This window comes from Marinobacter guineae (genome assembly GCF_002744735.1).
Classification (GTDB): Bacteria; Pseudomonadota; Gammaproteobacteria; order Pseudomonadales; family Oleiphilaceae; genus Marinobacter; species Marinobacter guineae.
The window spans coordinates 89987-113690 of record NZ_KZ319340.1; the positions used below are offsets into that span (position 1 = coordinate 89987).

Annotated in this window: 20 protein-coding genes; 10 read left to right on the forward strand and 10 right to left on the reverse strand. The window is 58.9% G+C overall.

What is annotated here, in order from left to right:
* The first annotated feature begins 51 nt into the window (after positions 1–51).
* Entirely contained in the window at positions 52–1962 is a 1911-nt protein-coding gene (speA, locus tag CLH62_RS08465) for a biosynthetic arginine decarboxylase (protein WP_099617735.1), read from the forward strand.
* Here speA and CLH62_RS08470 read toward each other — a convergent pair whose 3' ends face one another.
* The gene (locus tag CLH62_RS08470) at positions 1963–3027 is read right to left on the reverse strand and encodes an AraC family transcriptional regulator (protein WP_228152809.1); all 1065 of its coding nucleotides are present in this window, start codon (positions 3025–3027) and stop codon (positions 1963–1965) included.
* A gap of 18 nt (positions 3028–3045) precedes the next feature.
* Positions 3046–3234, reverse strand: a complete 189-nt coding sequence (locus CLH62_RS20960; RefSeq protein WP_143752366.1) for a hypothetical protein — start codon at positions 3232–3234, stop codon at positions 3046–3048.
* A 10-nt stretch (positions 3235–3244) separates the two neighbouring features.
* Here CLH62_RS20960 and CLH62_RS08475 point away from each other — a divergent pair, with 10 nt between their 5' ends.
* Entirely contained in the window at positions 3245–3844 is a 600-nt protein-coding gene (locus tag CLH62_RS08475) for a sigma-70 family RNA polymerase sigma factor (RefSeq protein ID WP_099617736.1), read from the forward strand.
* Positions 3841–4479: a ChrR family anti-sigma-E factor gene (locus tag CLH62_RS08480; RefSeq protein ID WP_099617737.1), complete on the forward strand. Its 639-nt coding sequence runs from the start codon at positions 3841–3843 to the stop codon at positions 4477–4479. Before CLH62_RS08475 ends, CLH62_RS08480 begins: the two co-directional genes overlap by 4 nt.
* Positions 4480–4558: 79 nt before the next feature.
* Here the strand turns inward: CLH62_RS08480 and CLH62_RS08485 are convergent, their stop codons facing one another.
* Positions 4559–5302: an SDR family oxidoreductase gene (locus tag CLH62_RS08485; RefSeq protein ID WP_099617738.1), complete on the reverse strand. Its 744-nt coding sequence runs from the start codon at positions 5300–5302 to the stop codon at positions 4559–4561.
* A 172-nt stretch (positions 5303–5474) separates the two neighbouring features.
* On the opposite strand from CLH62_RS08485, the gene CLH62_RS08490 reads away from it, so the two are divergent.
* The 3 genes from CLH62_RS08490 (at position 5475) to CLH62_RS08500 (ending at position 10215) form a co-directional block, all read left to right on the forward strand.
* Positions 5475–7250 (forward strand): acyl-CoA dehydrogenase C-terminal domain-containing protein, encoded by a 1776-nt coding sequence (locus CLH62_RS08490; RefSeq protein ID WP_099617739.1) that lies wholly within the window; start codon positions 5475–5477, stop codon positions 7248–7250.
* 277 nt (positions 7251–7527) lie between these two features.
* The gene (gene tcdA, locus CLH62_RS08495) at positions 7528–8319 is read left to right on the forward strand and encodes a tRNA cyclic N6-threonylcarbamoyladenosine(37) synthase TcdA (protein WP_211285713.1); all 792 of its coding nucleotides are present in this window, start codon (positions 7528–7530) and stop codon (positions 8317–8319) included.
* 21 nt (positions 8320–8340) lie between these two features.
* Positions 8341–10215: a cation:proton antiporter gene (locus tag CLH62_RS08500; protein WP_099617740.1), complete on the forward strand. Its 1875-nt coding sequence runs from the start codon at positions 8341–8343 to the stop codon at positions 10213–10215.
* Here CLH62_RS08500 and CLH62_RS08505 read toward each other — a convergent pair.
* From CLH62_RS08505 to CLH62_RS08520, 4 genes are all read right to left on the reverse strand, one after another.
* On the reverse strand, positions 10201–11184 hold the full coding sequence (locus CLH62_RS08505) for an NADP-dependent oxidoreductase (protein WP_099617741.1): 984 nt from the start codon (positions 11182–11184) through the stop codon (positions 10201–10203). The genes CLH62_RS08500 and CLH62_RS08505 overlap by 15 nt on opposite strands.
* Before the next feature lie 81 nt (positions 11185–11265).
* Entirely contained in the window at positions 11266–11727 is a 462-nt protein-coding gene (locus tag CLH62_RS08510) for an acyl-CoA thioesterase (protein WP_099617742.1), read from the reverse strand.
* On the reverse strand, positions 11727–12812 hold the full coding sequence (locus CLH62_RS08515; protein ID WP_099617743.1) for an SMP-30/gluconolactonase/LRE family protein: 1086 nt from the start codon (positions 12810–12812) through the stop codon (positions 11727–11729). The genes CLH62_RS08510 and CLH62_RS08515 overlap by 1 nt, the downstream gene beginning before the upstream one ends.
* Positions 12813–12913: 101 nt before the next feature.
* Positions 12914–13711 carry an alpha/beta fold hydrolase gene (locus CLH62_RS08520; protein ID WP_099617744.1) on the reverse strand — a complete coding sequence of 266 codons (798 nt, stop codon included), beginning with the start codon at positions 13709–13711 and terminating at the stop codon, positions 12914–12916.
* A 398-nt stretch (positions 13712–14109) separates the two neighbouring features.
* On the opposite strand from CLH62_RS08520, the gene CLH62_RS08525 reads away from it, so the two are divergent.
* The 3 genes from CLH62_RS08525 (at position 14110) to CLH62_RS08535 (ending at position 17385) form a co-directional block, all read left to right on the forward strand.
* Positions 14110–15192, forward strand: a complete 1083-nt coding sequence (locus tag CLH62_RS08525) for an AraC family transcriptional regulator (RefSeq protein ID WP_099617745.1) — start codon at positions 14110–14112, stop codon at positions 15190–15192.
* Complete coding sequence (cls, locus tag CLH62_RS08530) at positions 15192–16622, forward strand: cardiolipin synthase (RefSeq protein WP_099617746.1); 1431 nt, start codon at positions 15192–15194, stop codon at positions 16620–16622. The genes CLH62_RS08525 and cls overlap by 1 nt, the downstream gene beginning before the upstream one ends.
* Before the next feature lie 85 nt (positions 16623–16707).
* Positions 16708–17385 carry a GntR family transcriptional regulator gene (locus CLH62_RS08535; protein WP_099617747.1) on the forward strand — a complete coding sequence of 226 codons (678 nt, stop codon included), beginning with the start codon at positions 16708–16710 and terminating at the stop codon, positions 17383–17385.
* Between the two features lie 6 nt (positions 17386–17391).
* Here CLH62_RS08535 and CLH62_RS08540 read toward each other — a convergent pair whose 3' ends face one another.
* Positions 17392–19473 carry a patatin-like phospholipase family protein gene (locus CLH62_RS08540; protein WP_407657779.1) on the reverse strand — a complete coding sequence of 694 codons (2082 nt, stop codon included), beginning with the start codon at positions 19471–19473 and terminating at the stop codon, positions 17392–17394.
* A gap of 142 nt (positions 19474–19615) precedes the next feature.
* A complete protein-coding gene (locus tag CLH62_RS08545) occupies positions 19616–20221 on the reverse strand; it encodes a hypothetical protein (protein WP_099617749.1) in 606 nt (201 codons plus the stop codon).
* 226 nt (positions 20222–20447) lie between these two features.
* On the opposite strand from CLH62_RS08545, the gene CLH62_RS08550 reads away from it, so the two are divergent.
* Positions 20448–20813, forward strand: a complete 366-nt coding sequence (locus CLH62_RS08550; RefSeq protein ID WP_099617750.1) for a hypothetical protein — start codon at positions 20448–20450, stop codon at positions 20811–20813.
* A 17-nt stretch (positions 20814–20830) separates the two neighbouring features.
* Here CLH62_RS08550 and CLH62_RS08555 read toward each other — a convergent pair whose 3' ends face one another.
* Positions 20831–23632 (reverse strand): ATP-binding protein, encoded by a 2802-nt coding sequence (locus tag CLH62_RS08555; protein ID WP_099617751.1) that lies wholly within the window; start codon positions 23630–23632, stop codon positions 20831–20833.
* Positions 23633–23704: the final 72 nt, after the last annotated feature.

The window sequence follows — 23704 nt, forward strand, 5'->3', positions numbered from 1 at the left end:
GGCCCCTGACCGAACGACCGCCGGCTCCGGTTTCCTGACAGGATAGCAAGCATGAGCGAAGCCAGCGCCACCCCGGCCCACAAGGTTTACAATATTGCCCACTGGAGTGATGGCTACATCGGCGTCAACGCCGAGGGCCAGGTGATGATCCGGCCGAATCGCGGCCACACCCCGGCCCAGATCAATCTGCCGGAGCTGACCCGCACACTGACCGAATCCGGGCTCCAGCTTCCGGTTCTCATCCGCTTTGTCGATATCCTGCACGACCGGGTCAACAAACTGTGCAATGCCTTCAACAAGGTCGCAGATGAGCAGGCGTACCGCGGCGGTTACACAGCGGTCTACCCGATCAAGGTGAATCAGCAGCGACGGGTGGTTGAGGAGTTGCTGGCTGCGGAGCCTGCCGCCTCAAAGGGACAGATCGGGCTCGAAGCGGGCAGCAAGCCCGAGCTGATGGCGGTTCTGGCCATGTCCCGGCAACCGGGCTCGGTGATCGTCTGCAACGGCTACAAGGACCGGGAATACATTCGCCTCGCCCTGATTGGCCAGACCCTGGGCCACCGGGTATTCATTGTGGTGGAGAAAAAATCGGAGCTGCCACTGATTCTGGAGGAAGCCAAAAACCTGGGGGTATCGCCGCTGATTGGCGTCCGTGCCCGATTGGCCACCATTGGCAAGGGCAACTGGCAGAATACTGGCGGTGAAAAATCCAAGTTCGGCCTGTCCGCCAGCCAAGTGCTTGATGTGGTAAACAGCCTGCGCGAGGCTGATGCGCTGGATACACTGCAACTGCTGCACTTCCATCTCGGCTCCCAGATTGCCAATATCCGGGACATCCAGACCGGCCTCAGGGAATGCGCACGGTTTTACAGTGAACTGCGCCAGATGGACGCCCCAATCGGGACGATCGATATCGGCGGCGGTCTGGGTGTCGATTATGAGGGTACCCGCTCCCGCAGCAGCTGCTCCATGAACTACAGCGTTTACGAATATGCCTATAACGTGATTCATGTCCTGCAGGCGGAGTGTGATCGCCGGGGCATCCCTCACCCGGACCTCATCAGCGAATCCGGGCGGGCCCTCACTGCCCACCATTCGGTGCTGGTGACCAACGTGATTGATCGCGAAGCGCCAGAGAACCGCACTCCGAGGCAACCGGGCAACGAGGCACCCGCTCCCCTGCACGATCTCTGGCGCGACCTGGAGAGTCTGGAAGATACTGGCTCCCCGCGCTCACTGGCTGAGATCTACCACGATGTGCTGCATGCCATGGCTGACGTGCATGCCCAGTTTGCCCACGGCCTGCTCTCTCTGCCGGAGCGGGCGGATGCGGAAACACTTTACACCCGCTGCTGCCGCCTGCTTCGAAACCAGCTGGACAGCAGTAACCGGGCCCACCGGGAAATCATCGACGAGCTCCACGAAAAACTGGCAGAAAAGCTGTTCGTGAACTTTTCCCTGTTCCAGTCACTGCCCGATGTCTGGGGTATTGATCAGATTTTCCCGGTCATGCCGGTTAATGGCCTGAACCGTCCCCTGAACCGGCGTGCCGTCATCCAGGACATCACCTGCGATTCCGATGGCCGGATTGATCGCTATGTCGATGGCCAGGGCATCGAAACCACCCTGCCCTTGCCGGAAGACAATCCTGGAGAACCCCTGCTTATGGGCTTTTTCATGACCGGCGCCTACCAGGAAATCCTGGGCGACATGCACAACCTGTTCGGCGACACCCATTCCGTGGATGTTCGCCTGACGACAGAAGGCGGGTATGACATCGGCGAACCGATCACCGGAGATACCGTGGCGAAAGTCCTTCGTTACGTAAACTTTGAACCGGAAGTCCTGCTGGAAGCGTACCGGCAAAAGTTCACAGCGTCCGGGCTGACACCGGAAACCCAGTCGGCACTGCTGGCCGAGCTCTCCGCCGGGCTGCAGGGTTACACCTATCTGGAAGAGTAATCAACCGCCACTTTTCTGATGCTCTCGGCGCCAGACGCTGGGGGCCATACCTTCCCATTTCCGGAAGGCCCGGCCGAAATTGGAGGGGTCGCTATAACCGAGGGCATCGGCAATCTCATCAATGGTGAGCTCATTTCGGCGAAGAAGGTCCAGCGCCCGCCGATGTCGCAGCGAATCCTGAAGTTGCTGAAACCGGAGGCCCTCCGCTGCCAGTTGCCGCCGAAGGGTTCGGGGCGACACCCTCAACTTTTCGGCCACTTCCTCCAGCGCCGGCAACCGGCGGCTGTGCACCGACTCCAGCAAACGTGCCACCCGGGTAGTCACCGAGGTTGCCCCCTCAATGAACCGCATTTCGTCTTCACACTGGGCCTCTGCAATCCGACGGGTAACCGGGTTGGACAGCGACATGGATGAATCCAGGAAATCCCGCTTGAACCGTAGCTGGTTGACGCCGCTGCCAAAGCTGATCCGGTTACCGAAGAGCTGGCGATAAGGCAAGACATCCCCCGGTTCCGGAAAATCCAGCAGACAGCGACCACCATCAAGGAGCCGGCTGCCGAAAAGCAGAAGATTGACATCCATCAGCGAGGCCATAACCACATCGACGTTAAACCGGTACAGGTCCGCTACATCGTGGGAGAGATCCAGCTGTATCACCGCCTCGTCACCCTCCACAAAAAAAGACAGGCGCATATAGACGAAACGGATCTGGAAGTACTTGATCAGGACTGAGAGCGCTTGCTCCAGGGTGTCACAGCTGATCGCCGCCTGGGCCAGGGAACCATGGGTAGTGAATTTCAGGCGTTTGCCAAACTCCAGCCCCAAAGCCAGATCTCCGCTTTGCTCAAGGGCTGCCCGGCACAGGGCACTGAACTGGTCAACGGTGATGAAGTTGTCAGGATGACCAAGCATGGAAGGACGGATGCCCGAGGCCGACAGCAACCGGGCCCGCTGCAAAGCCCGGTCCTCCGCCAGTTGGCAGAGGATATCCGCATAGTGTGCCCGGATAACGGGCAGGTTTCCGGTAATGCCGGGTGCATTCATCAGACTGGCTGTCTTTTTCATGTCAGTTTGTTGCTCAGACTAGACCGCTCTGCAGGTTCCGGCAATCACCTGGGCGCCGCCCCGGAACCGGCGCTGCTGCCAGCCTTGGGTAATTTCCCGGATCTGCTGATCCACCCCGTGGAGCGGTCCGTAAATACTGCAACTGACAAACCCGGGGCGAGTGCATAGAATGATGACCAGAACAAGCTTAAACCATGCGACTGTCAAGGAGCGTCCGGTGACCACACTGGATCAGAAGCCAGCCAGTTCCGAGGGTCGCAAAGATCCCTGGAGCCAGATGCTGCAGAAAGTGGGCAAAAGCCAGGACCGCGAGGCATACCACGCGCTGTTCGAGCATTTTGGCCCGCAGATCAAGTACTACGCCATGGCTAACGGCCTGGCTAGTCATGCTGAAGAACTGGTTCAGGAAGTGTTCGTGTCTATCTGGAGACGCTCCTGCCTTTATGACTGGCGTAAAGCTGCCGCGTCCACATGGATCTTCACTATAGCCAGGAACCAGCGCATTGATATGTTACGGAAGATGCAACGCACCAGTGCTGAGATGCAGGTCGAAACCGAAGATCTCTGGCAGATCCCGGGCGAAAACGACAATGAGCCGGTCACTTCCCTGCACCGTCTGATGTCGGAACGGCGGATTCGCGAGTCCCTGAGTCACCTTCCGGAAGAACAGACAACGGTAATTGCCAAGGTTTACATGGAAAACAAGTCGCACCAGATGGTGGCCGATGAGTTGAACATTCCCCTTGGCACCGTGAAAAGCCGGGTACGCCTGGCATTGAATAAACTAAAAGTGATATTGCAGGATCAGAACGTATGACACGGCACCATCCCGACAGCCTGAGCCTGATGGAGTACAGCGCAGGTAACCTGAGCGAGCCCCATGCCCTTTGCATCCGACTGCATCTGGACAAATGCTCGCATTGCCGCAGCCGTGTGGACACCCTGGACAGTCTTGGCGCTGTGATGATGGAGCAGCAGCCGAAGGTGAGCGTCTCGGAAAGCATGTTCGACAGCATACTGGCCAAGATAGACAGCGAACCCACTGACCAACCCGCGATGCCGCCCGCCCCCAGGATCGGCGCCCTTCAGAAGCTGCTGGGCGACGACCTCAACAGTCTGCCCTGGAAGCGACAACTTGGTGATGTCAGTGTGCTGGATATTACCGATCGGTTCCCCGGGCAGAAAGAGCAGGTTGTGCTGCAGAAACTGGCTGCTGGAGGCAAGGCACCGGCCCATACCCACCGGGGTGAGGAGACGACCATCGTTCTGCAAGGCGCCTTTGCCGATCAGAAAGGCGTGTTCAATCAGTGGGACTTCGTCGTACTGACCGATCAGGATGAACACAAGCCAGTAGCAGTGGGCTGTGAAGACTGCATTACCTTGTCGGTGCTGAGCGCGCCGGTCAAGCTGACCGGTACGTTTACCCGGATGCTGAACCCGTTTATCCGCTGAGATTTCGGTTCGGGTAATTCTGAAGGGGCGATCGCTAATCGCCCCTTTTTTGTGGCTGGCCACTGTCCCAATGCCATGACTACCAGGGCAGCTCCGAGCCATCCCAGCTCAGGAAACGCCCATTGTCCTCCTTGTCCACACCCTCAAGGACCGAGATCAGGTTGGCAGCGGTCTCAGCCGGTGTATGCACCTCCAGTTTCGCCAATGACTGGCTGAATGGCTCGCTCAGGGCCGACTCGGTTGTGCCGGGATGCAGCGACAGACAGGTAACCGGTTTGCAGCGGCGGGGCAACTCAACCGACAGGTTGCGCACCAGCATGTTCAACGCCGACTTGGAGCTACGGTAGGCATACCAGCCACCAAACCGGTTGTCACCGATGGAGCCCACCTTGGCGGAAATGGCAGCGATACGTTTGAACTCCCGGTGACGTAACCAGGGGAGCAGAGCCTGTACCAGCAATCCGAAGCCGGTTGAATTAACCGCAAAAGCCCGTGCCATGCTCTCGGAATCCAGGTCCTCAAGACGCTTTTCGGGAAACATCCCGGAACCATGAAGCAGTCCGGCGGCATAAATGAAGGTGTCGATGCCCTCGTCTTTTGCCAGTAACGGTTCCAGCGCTTCTGCCACACTGGCCGGCGATGCACTGTCCCCGGCATCCCAGGCGAGCACCCCACCCCTCGCATGGGCACGCAAGGCTTCCGGTGCCTGCATCGGATTCCGGCACAGCCCGATCACCGTTGCTTCCGGGTCCTTCTCAATAAAGGCCGTGGCGAGAGCCCCGCCGATTGCCCCGGATACACCGGCTATCACTATTCGTTTCATTGCATGCCCCTCTGGTTCACCAGGAGATACGAAATATTTGTCGTCCGGACTGCACCGATCGGTGAACCAGGGAATTTAAACGGGCGTATGAATCTTACATTCAAACCCCTTCTGGAGTGCCGCGATCAGAGCCGGTGTCCCAGACCAAAAAAACGCATCAAGGAGAGTATCCATGCAATACCAGGCTCCGGCGAATGACCTTCGCTTTCTGTTGTTTGATGTATTGGGCGTGGACCGGCTCCACGAGCTGGAAAAATACGCCGACGCGACCCCGGATTTGATTTCCGCGGTTATCGACGAAGCCGGCAAACTGGCGACCGAAGTCATTCAGCCCACCAATCAGGCTGGCGACCGGGAAGGCTGCACTTATGACCCTGAGACCCGTTCGGTAAAAACACCGGGCTGCTTCAAGGAGGCCTATAAAACCTTTGTTGCAGGTGGCTGGACGGCACTGGACGCGCCGCTGGAATTCGGCGGCCAGGGCCTTCCCCATACCCTGAAGTTCGTGGTCGACGAGATGGTATGCTCCACCAACCTGTCCCTGGGCATGTACCCGGGCCTGACTCACGGTGCTATCAGCGCCCTGCACGCCCACGGCTCCGACGAACTGAAAAAGACCTATCTCGAGAAACTGATCTCCGGCGAATGGACTGGCACCATGTGCCTGACCGAGCCCCAGTGCGGCACCGATCTGGGCCTGATTCGCACCCGCGCCACCCCGAACGACGATGGCAGTTACGCCCTTGAAGGTACCAAGATCTGGATCACCGGTGGCGAGCACGACCTGGTCGACAACATCATTCACCTGGTCCTGGCCAAACTGCCCGGCGCCCCGGATACCACCAAGGGCATTTCGCTGTTTGTGGTTCCCAAGTTGCTGCCGGATTCCGGCGAGCGCAACGCGGCCTTTTGTGGCGGCCTCGAACACAAGATGGGCATCAAGGGCTCGGCCACCTGCGTGATGAACTTCGAGGGCGCCAAAGGCTGGCTCGTGGGCGAACCCAACGATGGCATGCGCGCAATGTTCACCATGATGAACGAAGCCCGTCTGATGGTGGGCATGCAAGGCCTGGGTCTGGCCGAAATGGCCTACCAGGAAAGCCTCGGCTTCGCCCGGGAGCGCCTGCAAAGCCGTTCATTGAGCGGCCCGAAGAACCCGGATGGCCCCGCTGACCCGATCATCGTGCATCCGGATGTGCGCCGTATGCTGATGCGCCAGAAGGTCCTGAATGAAGGCATGCGGGCTATGGCCCTGTTTGCCGGTCACCAGCTGGATCTGTCCGTCGCCCACCCGGATGAAGCGGTACGGGAATCCGCGGATGACCTGGTTCAGCTACTGACTCCGGTGGTGAAGTCCTTCCTGACTGACGAAGGCTTCAATAACGCCAACACTGGCCTGCAGGTTCTGGGTGGCTCCGGCTTCACCACCGACTGGCCGCTGGAACAGCTGGTACGGGACGGCCGGATTGCCCGGATCTACGAGGGCACCAACGGCATTCAGGCCATGGACCTGGTGGGCCGCAAACTGAGCCTGAAAGGTGGTCAGCTGGTGCGCACCCTGTTCGGCACCCTGAGCGGATACCTGAAGGACAATCCCGAGGCCCCGCACCGGGAAGAGCTCAAAGACGCCATAAAAGCCCTGGAAACCGCCACGATGTGGCTCGCCACCAACGCGCCGAAAGACCCGGAACAGGCCGGCGCCGCAGCAACACCCTACCTGCGCCTGATGGCTCTGACCGTCATCGGCTACCTCTGGTCCCGGATGGCAAACGTCGCCAACCAGCAACTTGAGTCCAGAGGAGGCAACAAGCCGCTACTGGAGAGCAAAGTGGTCTGCGCCCGTTTCTACTTCCAGAAACTGCTGCCGGAGGTGCACTGGTTGCTGAGCGACATCCAGAGTGGCAAGGACAGCCTGATGGCCTTCTCGGATGATCACTGGGCGGCGTGATATGGCAAATGGCCGGAGCAGGATCCGCTCTGGCCGCAAATGACCGATCAATGACAGCTTGTGACCTTCAGGTGAACCAGTCAGAAATTGATAATGATCACGTTGATTAGTGTCTCTGAACTAGTCCTGCCCAGCTCCCCGTCGGACTGGGTGTTTTCTTGAAAGCCACGTTCTGCGTGGCTTTTTTTATGGCCGCTTTTTTGTCTGCGCCACCACTGGGTTACAATTGCGCTCTTTGGTTTCGTCCGGCTTCACGCCGGACCAGCACGGGGACGCCATGAACGCCGACGATTACGCATTCCGCTTCGGCGGCATCGAACGACTTTACGGTCGCCGGGGCCTGGAGGCCTTTCGCCACGCCCATATTGCGGTGGTCGGGCTGGGCGGTGTCGGCTCCTGGGCGGCAGAAGCTCTGGCCCGAAGTGGTATTGGCACCATCACTCTGATCGACATGGACGATGTCTGCGTCTCTAACACCAACCGTCAGCTCCATGCCCTTGAAGGGCAGTACGGGCGGACCAAAACGGATGCCATGGCTGAACGCCTCAGAGCCATCAATCCGGCGGCGGACATCCGCGTACACTTCGGCTTCCTGACTACCAAAAACATCAATGAACTTATCACGGCTGACATGACCGGCGTGGTCGACGCCATCGACAGCGTCAAGCCCAAGGCGGCGCTGATTGCCCACTGCCAGCGCCGGAAAATTCCCCTGGTCTGTGCCGGTGGTGCCGGCGGGCAGATCGACCCGACCCAGATTCAGGTGGCCGACCTCAGCAAAACCACCCAGGATCCGCTGTTGGCGAAGGTGCGTAATCTTCTGCGGCGAGAATACGGTTTTTCCCGCAACCCGAAACGGCGCTTCGGCATTGAGGCCGTGTACTCCCTCGAGCAGCTGACGTATCCTGCCGGAGACGGGGAAGTCTGCCTGCAGAAACCGGTCACTGATGGCCCGGTCCGGCTCGACTGCGCTTCCGGCTTTGGTGCCGCCAGCCCGGTGACCGCCAGCTTCGGGTTCTTTGCGGCGTCCCGGCTGCTGAACCGCATTGCACGGCGCGCCAACCAATAACTCAAAGGACCTGAAACCACTATGCCTGTCAGCACTGTCCTGCTTCTTGCCAGCATTGGCGTTATCTCATTGTTGTGCCAGTGGCTAGCCTGGCGTGTCCGAATGCCGGCAATCCTTTTTCTTCTGGCGGGCGGTATCGCTGCGGGGCCGGTACTGGGGTTCCTGGCACCCGAGGCCGTTTTCGGCGATCTGCTGTTTCCGGTCATTTCACTGGCCGTCGCCATTATTCTGTTTGAAGGCAGCCTGACCCTGCGCTTTGCGGAAATACGCGGCCACGGCAAGATGGTCCGCAACCTGATTCCGGTGGGCTCCATTGTCACCTGCATCATCGGTACTCTGGCGGCACGTTGGGTCCTTGACGTTTCCTGGGCCGTCGCCCTGCTTTTTGGCGCTATTTCCATTGTCACCGGCCCCACCGTGATCGCACCCTTACTCCGATCCGTGCGGCCGGATTCAAAACTGGCCAACATCCTGCGCTGGGAAGGCATCATTATTGATCCCCTGGGCGCGCTGCTCGCCGTTCTGGTGTTCGAGGGCATTGTTTCCTGGGGCCAGGGCAATGTGTTCGGGCACTCCCTGTACATTTTTGGCAAGACCCTGGCGGTGGGCTTTCTGATTGGTGCCGTTGCCGGCTACCTCAATGGCATTGTGTTGCGCAAGCACTGGATGCCCCAATACCTCCATAACGCCGGCACCCTGACCTTCATGCTCGGCGTGTATGCCATTTCCAACGAACTCGCCCACGAGTCCGGCCTGCTGACCGTCACCGTAATGGGCATCTGGATGGCCAACATGAAGCAGGTGCCGATTGACAGCATCCTCGAATTCAAGGAATCCCTCAGTGTTCTGCTGATTTCGGCGTTGTTCATCATTCTGGCGGCCCGGGTGGAGTTTTCCGCCATCGCTGAACTCGGCTGGGGCCTGGTGGTAGTGCTGGCGCTCCTGATGCTGGTCGCCCGTCCCCTGAGCATCTTCCTTTCCGCCATCGGCACCAACCTGAACTGGCGGGAGAAGCTTTTTCTCAGCTGGATCGCGCCCCGAGGCATTGTTGCTGCAGCGGTTTCTGCCCTGTTCGCCTTCCAGCTTCAGAAGCTCGGCTATGAGAGTGCCGGCGCTCTGGTGCCGCTGATTTTCATGCTGATTATTGCTACCGTCACCCTGCAGAGCATTACAGCAAGACCGGTGGCTCGACTGCTGAAGGTTGCTGAGCCGGCGGAATACGGCTTTCTGATTCTCGGTGCCAATCCGGTGGCCCGGATGATCGGCGGCGCGCTGAAAAAATACGAGGTGCCGGTAACCCTGGCGGACACCAACTGGGAAAACGTACGCCAGGCCCGCATGGACAACCTGCAGGTGTACTTCGGCAATCCGGTATCAGAGCACGCCTCTACCCACCTGGACCTGACGGGAATCGGCAAGTTGCTGGTGATCTCGCCCTATAAACACATGAATTCCCTGGCCACCTATCACTTCCTGGACTGGTTCGGGGATAAGTGTGTGTACAGCCTGGCCGAGGGCGACCAGGATCAGAAAGCACGACATCAGACCGCCGAAAAAATCCAGATGACACGTGGGCTCTTTGACGGCGTCAGCTACGCCAAACTGGCCAGCCTGGTGAGCCAGGGCTACACCATCAAAACCACCCAGCTCAGTGAGGAATTCAGTTACGAGGACTTCCTGAAAAAATACCAGAATCAGGCTTTGGTGCTTTTCACCTTCGACAGCAAGGAACACGTCGCCCCGGTTTGCAGCATGGAAGACCTGAAACCGGAAGACGACTGGATCCTGATCAGCCTGGTACCACCCCAGGCCAGAAAGGAACGCAAAGAGAAAGATGGCGGGGCAGAAGCCGGTATGGCGCCTTCAGCGGCCAAGGAGCCTTCAGCGACAATCTAACACCAACTTGCCGCGCACGTGCCCACCTTCAAGAAGCTCATGGGCCTGCGCGACGTCTTCCAGCGGGAAGGCCTTTTCAATGTGGACCTTAACATCACCGTCTTCGATCAACTCGGCGATTTCATCCAGGTGAAAAACATCCGGGCGAACGGTCATGCCGTGGGCACGCAAGCCCAGCTCTTCAGCAGCACTGATAATCTCGTCGGCAGTAACAGTCGGAATCGTCACCAGAACGCCATGCTCCCCCAGGGTGTGCAGCGAACGCTTGCCAGTGTCGCCACCAACCAGGTCCAGCACCACATCCAGGCCATAACATTCTTCACCAATATCGGTGGTGTGGTAATCGATCACTTCATGGACCCCAAGCTCTGCCAGGAAATCCCGGTTGCCGGCAGAAGCCGTGGCAATCACATGAGCGCCCCGCTCCAGCGCGAACTGCACCGCAAAGTGCCCCACGCCTCCGGCACCCGCGTGGATCAGGATCTTCTGGCCAGACTCCAGCTTGGCCACTTCAAACAGGGCCTGCCAGGCGGTCAGCGCCGCGAGTGGCAAAGCGCCTGCAGTCACCAGGTCCAGTTCCTCCGGCACGATGGCGAGCTCATCTGCCGCCGCCAACGCGTACTCCGAGTAGCCGCCACCTCCAGCGGGAAAACCAACCATACCCATCACCCGGTCGCCCGGGGCCAGCGTGGTGACATCAGCACCAACGGCCACTACTTCTCCGGCGACGTCATAGCCCGGGGTCCAGGGCAGGGAATTTTCGATTTGCCGGGCCGCAAAGCCCAGGCCCTTGCGGGTTTTCCAGTCGATGGGATTAAGCCCGGCACCATGCACCCTGACCAGCACCTGCCCTTCCGCAGGCGCAGGCACATCGGATTGAACGACCTGCAGCACATCACGCTCACCAAATCGGTCGTAGACCACATGGCGCATCCTGGATTCGGCATTCTGATCAGCGTTCGTTTCCATGAAGATCTCCGGACAACAGGTTAAACGGGGTTGGCTTTGGTTCAGACTATCAGAAGTTAAGCACAAAAGGGCCCAGGAAACCTACAGCTCCTTGCCTCCTGTAACAACAGCGGCTCCGAGAATCTCGGCAAACTCTTTTGGTGCCCGGGACGGGCGCTGGGTTTTCATATCGACACAGGCGTGGGTGGAGACGGCTCTGACCAGGGTTTTACCATCAGAAGGCCTTACCAGCTGGAACTGCCGGGACGATCGGAACCGGCCGTCGTAACCGGTCAACCAGGTACCCAGCACCAGATGATCGTCGGCGTTCGCAGCGGCAAGGTAGTCGATTTCCGTACGGGTGATGGCCATCGCCTTGCCGGTCTGTTCGTGCAACGACCAGGTCATACCCAGGCTTTCAATATGCGCCCAGCTGACATCTTCGAGCCAGCGCACATAGACCACATTGTTGGCGTGGCCTAGCCGGTCGGTATCCTCGTCCCGCACGGTGATGTCGATGGTGAACGGATCCGGCAGGTCCCAGATAATGTCAGTGTGAGGCATTATTCATTGTCTCCGAGGCCTGGAATGGCCTCAAACGGTAGCCGGCCAATGCGATCATTGTGAAGTGAACCAAAGTACAGGTAATCACCATGGGGATTCACCGAGGTGATCTCCTGCAGATGCGTGCCCCGGGTATCGTGGAGGCTGGTGATGACCTCGCCGTTTCGGTTAAAGGCTATGACCAGTCCGTACTCCTGGGGAGCCGGCTTCAGGCTGTCCGGCAGCTTGGCCACCAGGTCCTTTAGCCAGGGGTGCCGGTGCATGGTGTCCACCTGAGGATTGCGCAGGGTCGGAAACGCGACCCAGTAGCGACCCTCGTCATCCACCGCCAGATTGTCGGGGAAGCCCGGCAGGTTGTCGGCAAACACTTCCGCCTGCCCGGCCCTGGGGCCTCGGATCCAGTACCGCAGAATACGGTATTTCCAGGTCTCGTTAACGAGCACGGAATCGCCGTCCGGAGATACCGCAACTCCATTGGCGAAATGAAGGTTACCCAGCAGGACCTCGGCCTTACCTGCCTTCCGGGAATAACGAAGCAGACGACCGTGGGGCCGCATTTCAAGCAGGTCCAGAAGATAGTCTGGCTGCTCGAAGCGGGAACTGGCATCGGTGAAATAGATACGACCGTCATCGGCAATATCGACATCATCCGTGAACCGGAACGGAGTACCCTCGGCTTCCCTGGCCAGTACCGTGATCTCACCAGCGGGGCTAATAGATAGCAGACCTTTCCAGGCATCCGCCACGATCAGATTGCCCTGGTGGTCAAACACCATGCCCAGAGGCCGGCCACCGGTCGACAGCCAGTTTTCCACCCGGCCATCCGGGAACACCCGAACGATAAAACCGTCCTGGCTACCAGCGTACAGCACGCCATCGGGCCCCATCGTGGTGTCTTCGGGGCCATAAACCTGGCCCCGGGCCAACAGATCTGCCAGCCGCAGGCGCTCGTTCGGCACCAGCAGCCCGGTCAAGGGCGGGGGAGCGGGAGGGTTCCAGGCCTTGCTGTCGACGGGTGAGGGAGTCAGCAGGAAACTGCCAAGCAGCAGGACAACAACCAGCAACCCCACCATCAGCCATTTCATACACTCTGCCCGCCTGTTGTTATGTACATTCCGTATATCAGCGATTGCTTTACCTTAGCAGACAGGCCGGTGAGCATGAAAATGCCGATCTTCGACGCCGTTCAGCTGTCAGCGCTGAGGAAACGGCGGCACAATGCGGCAAAGGTGTCGGCTTTTTCGGCGTGCAGCCAGTGGCCGGTGTCCTGGATAATCCGCAACTGGGCCTGGGGAAACAGACGCTGGATATCGTCCCGGTGCTTTTCCTGGATGTAGGCGGAATCTGCACCCTTGAGAAACAGTACCGGGCCGGGGAACGGCCTCTCGCCTTCCGGTGCCCTGGCGAGGTTCTCGTAGCAGGCGTCGATTACCGGCAGGTTCAGTCGCCAGCGAAACATCGGCCCTCCCTCTTCCTGCTGCTCCCGGGGAATACGCTCCAGGTTTTTCAAAAGGAATTGCCGCACGCCCGGGGTATCAACAAACTCTGCCATCAGCTTGTCGGCGTCCTGGCGGGAGCGCACACCGGTCAGATCAATGCTGGTGAGACCCTCAAGAATGGCATCATGGCGAGGCTTGTAGCTGACCGGGGCAATATCGGCCACGATAAGTTTATCCACCCGCTCGGGCGCCTGGAGCGCAACCTGCATCGCCACCTTACCGCCCATGGAGTGGCCCAGAAGGCTGGCCTTCTCTATTCCCTGAGCGTCCATGTAGGCAATTACGTCCTCAGCCATAGCCGGATAGTCCATGACTTCGGTGTGGGGAGAGCTGCCATGATTGCGCTCATCCAGTGCGTGGATCTGCCACTGATCCTCAAGGCGCCGGGCGATACCGCCAAGGTTTTCCAGGGATCCGAACAAGCCGTGCAGCAGGATCAGGGGCGAGCCTTCGCCGGTAATGCGGTGATTCAGCGCAACACTCATGGGTAATCAGTCTCCGGATAGGTCTGCGGTGTCAAGGCGGATACATTACCACTGACAGTCTCGCGAGCAAGTGCCAGTGTTGGCTGTCATTTTCCGAAGGCGAAAAAAAGCCGGGCAAAGCCCGGCATCAAGGTCATAGACGTTACGCCTGAGAGATCAGCAATAAAAGATGCTGTTCAGGTACTCGGCGAGCTCAATCACATTTTTACGCTCAACCTCGGTATGGGGTACGAAGATCCGCTGTTCCATAAAACACCTCCTGATTGCCTTTCCATTGCTTCAACCTGATACGTTAATGCTATCGTTAGGAACAAACGTAACCGTTGACAGGCGGTTGCATACACTTGACATTTTGTACCAGCAATCATGACGGGTTGTTAACTATCAGGCCGGATAATGTGACATCAACTCAGCCAGGCACTACCAGCGCACCGTTAGTCGCGGCGTCAAGCACCCTTGCGCTGGTGCACTACCTTGAGCGCCAGGGCGTACTGAACCCGTCCCGTGTTGAACAGCTCACCGGACTGGGCATGTCGGAACTCAGGGATCCGGACCGGCGGGTACCGGCCGATGCTCATTACCGCCTCTGGGAACATGCTGAACAGGTAACAGGCGACCCGGGCGTCGGACTTCATGCCGGCCAGGTGGTGGATCCGGAACGGATGGGGCTGGTGGGGCATGTGTTTTTCAATTGCGACACCCTGGGAGAAGCGGTTACCCAATACGTGCGCCTGCACCGACTGATCAATGAATCGGTATTCCTGAGCGTTGAGCAGACCGGAGACCAGGCCATACTTTGCTGGCAACCCGACTTGGCCGAGCATTATTGCCGGCAGGATATGGACAGAACCCTCGCCGCCGCCATCACACGGACCCGGCATTTCATCCATCCGGGTATCCGTGCCGAGTGGGCGGACATTGCCCATCCCGCGCCCGCTTACGCCCATGAGTACGAGAAACTCCTGGGTGGCCCGATCCGGTTTGACTGTGGCATGACCCGTCTGGCCTTCAACAGCCGACACCTTGGGCATCCGATTCCGCGCCGCAACCCCTATGTCTATTCGGCCATGCTGCAACAGGTCAACTCACTGCTGGCCAGGTTGCAGACCCGCCGCACTTTCGGGCGCAAGATTCGACGTCTGATTTCCAAGCAGATGGCGACTGAGAAAATCGACGCCGATACCCTGGCCCGGCAGTGCCATATGAGCCGCCAGACTCTTTACCGAAAACTGAAAAAGGAAGGCCTCAGTTTCCATGGACTGGTGGAGCAGGTTCGCCAGGACAAGGCTCTGCGTTACGTTGCAGCCGACCACTACGCCCTTGGCGAAATCGCCTTCTTACTGGGGTTCTCCGAACTCAGCGCTTTCAGCCGCGCATTCAAGCGCTGGACCGGTACATCCCCCGCTGAATACCGGGCAAAGCATCTTGCTCCACCGGAAACAGACGAAAATGCGCCGATTGCCGGCAACAGGGGGCACTGATGGACGAGCTGCCGCTGGTTGCCATTGCGGTAGGCCTGATCTACCTCGGCGCATTGGCCTGTATCTACCGCATTCTGCTGACCTATCGCACAACCCAGGGTGCTATCGCCTGGATCATTGGCCTGCTCGGCCTGCCCTATCTTGCCGTACCCATGTTTGTGCTTTTCGGGCGATACCGGTTCGGTGGCTACGTCAAGGCCCGGCGGCTGGGCGACGAATCCCTGACCGACCTGCTGAACCGGTTTGAGCAACAGACAACGTCTATAGCTCCACTGGCCAACGACCGCTTCACTGACGAGCTTCAGGTCTTGTGCAGGCTGGGCCGACAGCCATTTACCGATGGCAACCGGTGCACCCTTCTGCGGGACGGGGAGGCCACCTTTGACGCTCTGTTTGAAGCCATGGAGGATGCCACCAGCTATATCCTCCTGGAGTTCTACATCATCCGCTCAGACCGGGTCGGCCGCCAGATAAAGTCCATCCTCGAACGCAAGCTGGCCCAGGGCGTTGAGGTCTGGTTTCTGTACGACAATGTCGGCAGCGTCTGGCTGCCACGAACCTACCTCAACCAGCTCGCTGCAGCCGGCGCCCGGGTGGCGTCATTCGGCGATGGCAATATTCGTAGGCGGCGGTTCCAGATCAATTTCCGCAATCACCGGAAGTTACTGGTCTGCGACGGCAGAATCGGATTTGTCGGTGGCATCAACCTGGGAGATGAATACCTTGGCACTGCCATGGACCAGGAGCCCTGGCGGGACACCCACTGCCGCATAGAAGGCCCGGCGGTCATTGGTCTGCAGCTGGCCTGGCTGGAAGACTGGAACTGGGCCAGCAATGATTTCCCGAACCTGGACTGGGCCCCGGTGGAGAACCGGCCAGGGGACGATGAGGTGCTGATACTCCCGACGGGGCCGGCGGACACCTGGGAAACCTGTACCCTGTTCTTTCTGAACTGCATCAACAATGCCCGCACCCGGCTGTGGATTGCTTCCCCCTATTTCGTGCCTGATTTCCAAATCATGAATGCCCTGCAGCTGGCAGCCCTTCGGGGCGTGGATGTCCGGATCCTGATCCCGGAAAAATCAGACAGCCGCCTGATCGGGATAGCGGCCTATTCCTACCTGGTTCAGGCCTGCAAGACGGGTATCGGAATCTATCGCTACCAACCGGGCTTCATGCATCAGAAGGTCATTTTGGTGGATGACCGCTATGCCGCCGTCGGAACGTCCAACATGGACAACCGGTCCATGCGGCTCAATTTCGAGATTACCGCTATCACCACGGCAGGCCACTTTATCCGCAGTGTCGAATCCATGCTGGAGGAGGATCTGGACAGCTCCCGCCTGATGACCGAAAGCGACTACCAGGAACGCTCCATCCTGTTCCGGCTGGGTTGCCGGGCGGTCCGGCTGCTGGCGCCCTTGCTCTGACCTTCCGCGGCTACTGGCTCCGGTACGCCGGAATGTGCGACTATGCCAGCACGAATCCGCCAGTATGCATTAGCGACAGATCATCATGAACGTGTTCAAACCCAGAGAAACATTGACCGAACAGGTGGCCCGCCACATAGAAAATCTCATTGCCTTTGGCCAGCTCCGGTCCGGAGAGCGTATCTACGAAGGCGCCATGGCCAAAGAGATGGATGTCAGTCATGGTTCGATTCGAGAGGGGCTCTTGTTGCTGGAAAAGCGACACCTGGTCCGCAATGTTCCCCGAAAGGGCGCGTTTGTCACGCCGCTGGACGATTACTTCGTTCGCAGCCTGTATGAGACTCTGGAACTTTACCTCACCCACACCGGGCGCAAGCTGGTCCGCAACTGGCAACCGGATGACATGGCCCGGCTCGAATCGCTGTACGAACAGATGAAAGCCTGCTTCGAAAAGAATGATCTGATGGCCTTCCTGGAACTGGGCATCGAGTACACCAAGGCATCGCTCGCTTATGCCGATAACTATTTTATTGTCTCCGCCATTGGCGATCTTTGGCCGTCGGCGAAGCGCTGTGCCTTCGTAGCCTTCCAGCAGGGTGGCAACCAGGTGCTTGAAGACAACCTGGCCCACATGCAGGAATCCATCCGCGCCATCAAGGACCGGGATGAGGAGCGTCTGGCGAATATTCTGCACCGCTATGCCCTGCAGCAATGCCAACAGGTTCTGGAGGCGATTGCCAATAACAACGGCAAGGCCGGATAACGGGTTTCAATAGAAGAGCTGGGTGAACGAGAAGCCGATATTCAGGTAGGCGGTCCAGTTATCCGCGTTGTTGTAAGCCGCCGCCAGTTGCACCGGGCCCAAAAAGGTATCCACCCCGGCAAATACGCTTGAGGATTTCACCGAGCTGGCCCAGCTCGCCGAATCCAGTGACGGCCAGGCGTTCCCCGCCTCAAACCCCATACCGACAAACCACGGCATTAGCGGCCCACCAAAAGTCTGGCTGGCATACACAGAGGCCATCAGGGCATTGTCGCCGGTAATTTCACCCGGCGCATAGGCCGACAACCGTCGAAAACCGCCCAGGCGGACGGCATTTTCGATGCCCGGCGTGCCCCGTGTGACCGCATGGGCATACAACAACCCGGTCAGGGTCAGCCCCCTCCAGCTCTCCGTTCCCAGCGCCATGCCGGTCACCGAGTCAAACTGGCGATCGGAACCCAGGCCATCCCGCTCGAAGCGCCCCCGAAGCCCGGCGAAACCGCCCGTGCTCGGGAAAAACGTGTCATCCAACGAGTCGTGAACCAGCTGCAGTGCAATGCCACCCTGATGCACGGAATCCTCCGGCGCCACCGGCTGGCCGATCTGTTCATCTACGGTCGCATAGCCCCGCGAATAGGTCAGACGGACTTCGGCATTGCCTCCGATCTCCATACCAAGAGCAAGGTCTGCCTTGCGAAAAGTTACATCTACTTCGGCAATGCGCGTTCCCGTGTTATCGAAGAGGCTGAGGCTGTCCCGGGAATACTCACCGCCCAAAACCAGGAATCGCTCATAGCCGTAATCCAGCGGCTGATACCACTGGCTTCGGACCCACGGCTCGGTACCGAGCTGGACGCCGGTCTGCCACTCACCACCCAGCGCGTTAAGCTCGGTCATACGAAGCGAGGACGCGATATTAAAGCGGGTTTCGCCGTCAAAATTATCTTCGTAGTTGAGACCGAACGACAGGTAATTCGGCCCCCAACTCTTTTCCTGAACCCGTATGGTCAGGATCGTACCTTCCGGGGAGCGGGACGTGGAATAGGACACAATCTCGTAGTAGCCCAAGCCATAAATGCGCTTGAGATCTACCTCGAGCTTCTCGGTATCCAACGGCTCCCCGGGCTTCTGCCGGATTCGCTCTTTCAGAAAGTCGCTGGCAAGCCGTCGACTGTCCTCGATCTCTATCCGGGCAACCGGTTCAGACTCAGATGCCCGCACGCCAACCCTCGCTCGCCAGGCATTCCAGTCTGCCCGCGACACCGAAAGCGGACGAAGCTCGACACCGTGCTCCCGGGCGGTGCTGGCACCGAGCTCAAACAGGATTGGAGCATCGTAGAAATCAGCGGAGGTGTAGCCTTCCAGGTCGGGACGTATCAAAACATCCCTGTCCTTTATTAACTCCAGCTGCTGATCGGTATTTCGTCGGGTCATGATGGTAGTGAGCTGGCCAACCACGGAGAAGGCCTCCCGCAGTTCATCCGTTTCCATCAGGTTGTCGGTAATATCAACCGCAATAACAATGTCGGCGCCCAGATCCCGGGCGACACTGACCGGCAGGTTATTGGCCACGCCACCATCCACCAACAGCCGGCCCTGCCATTCAACGGGCGCGTAAACACCGGGAATACTCATGCTGGCACGAATAGCTTCCGACAGGTTGCCCTTGTCGATGATCACCTGCTCACCGCTCTCAAGATCCGTGGCAACAGCGCGAAAGGGAATCGGAAGTCGGTCGAAATCCTCAACCAGGGCGGCGTTTCGGGTCAGCTCGTTGAGGATGAGCCCCAGGTTCTGGCCGGCGATAAGCCCGCCACCGACATGCAGCCCATCGGCGCGGACCCCGATGCCGGGAACCACCGGAAACCGCCAATCGTCCCGCTTTCGGCGCACCGGCTTGTAGGCCCGGCCAGGGTCATCCCGGAAGCTGGAGAGCCAGTCCAACCGCATAAAACGACGTTCAATCTCAGTGACCGGCATACCGCTGGCGTAGAGGGCTCCAACAGCAGAACCGGCACTGGTGCCAACCACAAGATCAACCGGAATCCGCATTTCTTCCAGAACCCGCAGAACGCCAACATGGGCCATGCCCTTGGCGCCACCGCCACTGAGAACCAGACCTACACGGGGCCGTTCTTCAGCCAGGGCCACGGGTGGAAGAAACAACAGGAGCGCGGTCAGCAGCCATGGCACTTGCCGCGCCCCGAGGTATTGCAAACTCACAGTGGCATCATTTTCTGTCAGAGGAATCGTCGTCCGCCAGCGACAGATGGGACACATCCGGCACCACCGGGGGAGGAAGGTTGCGCTCAACGCCAAGATCACTGCCAGCCGGTGCCAGGCTCCATTCATCCAGGTGCTGGAACATCGGTGGCTCTACCTCCGATTGCTCTGCCAGGGTGACCCCAACCGGGTCCAGGCTCAGGCCGGAGCCAGAGAGAATGTCGTCCACCTTTTCACCCGCCACCGGCAGCCGGTCACCAGGCTCGGTTTGAGGAATCGTGCCCTTCTTCTCTGGGGCAGGAGCGGAAACGGCCGGCGCAGCCGGTTGCTGACTCGCCTGCCCTGCCGGCGCCTCCGGCTTCGGCGGCGGGCTTGCGGCGGGCCGGGCATTGGCCATGGGCTGAACGTATGCCACCATGCCGTGTTTTTTCAGCACAGCACGGTACTTTTCGGCCTGCACCTCTTCCAGCTTGTTGCGTATAACCACCGGCTGACCGCTGAACATGCGGTCGACCTGCTCGAGCGAAGCCTTGAACAAGGAGCGGGCATTGTTGCGCGCAGCTTCCAGATCGGTTCCGGGAACGCATTCCCCTTTAAAGACAAGCTGAAACATGCGTCTTCCTCTTTAACGTCCGTCTTTACTTACATCATAGTTGATCGCGCGGCGCTCCGGGAGCGGGAGTCCGCGAACCATGCTGCCACTGTGTCCAGACTGCAAACAATTGAAAAATTAATGTCACATATCGCGCAAAATGCGACAGACTCTGCAATAATCCACGGTAACCAAACTTTACAATTGGTTACAGATTAACCGGAATATCACCAGGGAGTGGTCTCCAATGACGATCACACAATCACTACGCATCGCTGCCGCAACATTTCTGTTCTCGGCACCGCTTGCCCATGGTGAAAACCTCGACGTACTGATGAGCCAGGTTTTTCCACAAGCCCAGGCAACCTACATCGGTTACGAAAGCGTTGAGCGGGAGGAAATCCCGGCCAGCGCCCCGGTCGAGCGCAAATACCTCATTGTAGATTTTCGCCTGGCCTCCAGCCAGCTACCCTCAGAACAGCTTCAGGCCAGTGTTCACAAAGTCTGCATGGCGCTGTTGAAAGACCGCGAACTGATTCGGCATCTGTCGGATTCCGGTTACGACATGGTATCAGTCGCTTTCGATCGCCGCTCCCAGTTTGACTGTCTGTAATACCGGGGCCGGGTTGATCAGTCTTCGCGGCCCAGCAGTTTCGGAAACGCCTCGAGAGCACTGTTGACGGCGTCAAGGTTGAATGCTTCCACATCGGCAAGCAGTTTTTCCCCGTAACCGGTCACCGAACGGGACCGGAATCGTTGGCCCCACGCCAGCACCCGCCGGGCAAAATCTTTCATCTGTTCCGGATCTCCGCTTTCCCTGACTGTTTCCCACTCGTCACCAAAATCTGCAGCCAGCTGTTCTCTCAGCCAGCCCCGCTCCTGCATGCTGAGTGTCTGGGCCAGCAGCCGATCCGATTCTTTCGGGGCGCCCTCGTCTTCCGCCTGTTCCACGGTCGCCTCAACTCGCGGCAAGGTCACAGTGAACACCGAGCCGGTTCCTGACTCACTCTCAACTTCCAGCTCTCCGCCCATCATCCGGGCCAGCTTTCGGCTGATTGCCAGGCCGAGGCCGGTACCACCATAGCGCCGGGTGTTCTGCCCCTCCTGCTGCTCGAAGGCATCAAAAATCCGGTCAAGCTGATCCTGCGCGATACCAATACCGGTATCCTTAACGGTCACCACCAGCTTGTAGAACTGGCGTTCCGGCGCCCCGGGGCCCGGGCTTTCATCCTTTCCCCGGGCCTTCAGGGGCTTCGCTGTAGCGCGGACAGTAACGCCACCGTCATGGGTGAATTTGATGGCATTGCCTACCAGATTGAACAGAACCTGCCTCAGGCGGGTTTCGTCCAGCATCATGGCCGCCGGCATCTTGGAATCAACACTCACTTCCAGGGTGATGCCCTGCTCCCGGGCCCGGAGATCAAAAATATGGCGGACATCGTCGAGCAGTCGCCGCACCGACACGGCAGAATAGTCCAGCCGCATTTTCCCCGCTTCAATGCGGGACAGATCCAGAATGTCGTTAATCAGCATTAGCAGGCTGCGGCTTCCAGCCCGGATGGCATCCAGGTAATTTCGCTGCTGAGGATCCGTCACGCTGTTGCTGAGTAGATCGCTGTAGCCGATCACGGCGTTCATCGGTGTCCGTATCTCGTGGGACATGTTTGCCAGGAACTCGCTTTTGGCGAGGCTGGCGGCCTCTGCCTCCCGGGCGAGGCGTTCGGCTTCAAGTTTGGCAGCCCGCAACTCGTCCTCGCTGCGGCGAAGGGCATTTTCCGAACGGATCCGTTCGTCCACTTCCCGGGACAGTTTCCGGTTCCAGTACAGAAAAATAAGAACGACGACGATGGCAATGAGCACCACCCGGCGCACCACTGTGTAGTCGGCTTCCTGCTCAATATCGAGATGAATCCAGCGGTTGTAGATTGACTCAGTCTCACTTGCCTCGAGGCTACCCAGGGCCTTGTTCAGCACCCGCTGCAGCTCCGGATTGTCTTTACGCACCGCTAGCCTGAGATCGTACTGGTAGGGGGTGATACTGGTGATTCTGAGGTTCGACAACCCCAGCCGGGCAACGGTGTAGCTGACGGCCGGAATGTGGGTCACCATCACGTCCAGATCACCATTGGAGAGTGCCAGAAGCCCCTCCTCTACAGTGGCCACCGGGTAAAGGTCCAGATTGGGATGATTGATCAGCAGATAGTCGTGGGCCGCGTGCCGATTCACCACCCCCACCCGTTCAGTGCGAAGCTCCCGGAGATCTCCGATAAAGCGCCCGTCATCCCGGATAGCGAGGGCTATGGGCACAGTCAGGTAGGCCCGGGTAAACAGAAAATCGTCTTCTGTGCGCGGCGTACGGGACAATCCTGGAAGTATATCGACCTCGCCGGACCGGAGCTGGTCTTCGGCGTCCATCCGGCTCCCGGCCACCGTACGGCTGAACCGAATGTTCAGCTGCTCTTCGAGACGGGTCAGCAGATCCGGAACCAGGCCTGTCGGCCGGCCATCCTGGGAATATTCAAACGGCGGCCAATCCGAGCGGAAGGCCACTTGGAGATCGGGGTGGCGCTTAAGCCAGTCAAGGTCGGAAGCCGATAGCTCAATGCCGGTTCGCTCCAGCACAGGTTGCCCCGATTGCAGCCAGGACTGGCGAATCACCCGGTGTTCGTTGTGGCTGATAGCTGAAACAGCCTTGTTCAGCACCTGAAAAAGACGATCGTTGCCGGCATCCACCTGCAACACCACATCCACCGGGTTGTCATCAAGCAAATCCGATAGACCAATGCCGTTCACCATCGCCGACTGCAGGTAATCCGAGACCACCGGCACCGGCGCCAGAAACGCTTCGGCCTTGCCAGAGAGGACATGCCCCACGGCTTCACTGACACTGGCCACCGGAACCGGTGTGAACGCCTCCACCGGGTCGAGGATGGGGTATTGGTTCGGGTCACCGTCGATAACAGCAATCCGGCTGCCTTCCAGATCCGTCAGAGCTCGAATGGCGGCATCACCAGCACTGACAAAAAGGCCGTAGGTCAGGGACATCAGCGGATCGGTGAATCGTTTACCGGGCACCACAGGCATACCCGGCATCCGGGTGGTCAGAATAGCGTCGGTCTCCGATTCGCGCTGAACCGGGCCACGGTTTTTCTCCGACTGAAGGATCACGGGTTCGATGGCGACATCCAGCTTTTCCGATAACCGGGCCAGATAATCGACATATATTCCGGCCAGAGCGCCTTCGCCGGTATCAAAAACCAGTGGCACCTGATCACTGCGAAGGCCTATCCGGAAGCGCTTCTGGTCTGCCAGCCAGTTCAGCTCCTGCTTGCCAAGCACCGGCGCTGGCGACGTTTGCGGCGGGTCTGCCCAGGCAGGGGATTGAAACAGTGCCAGCAGGCAGCATAGTAAAAGGGGAAGGCTAACCTTCACTGGATATCCTCAAGGGTTCCGCTACATTTCAGGGAACAATACCTGCAATCGCCAGCGATTTCATTCAGGCGA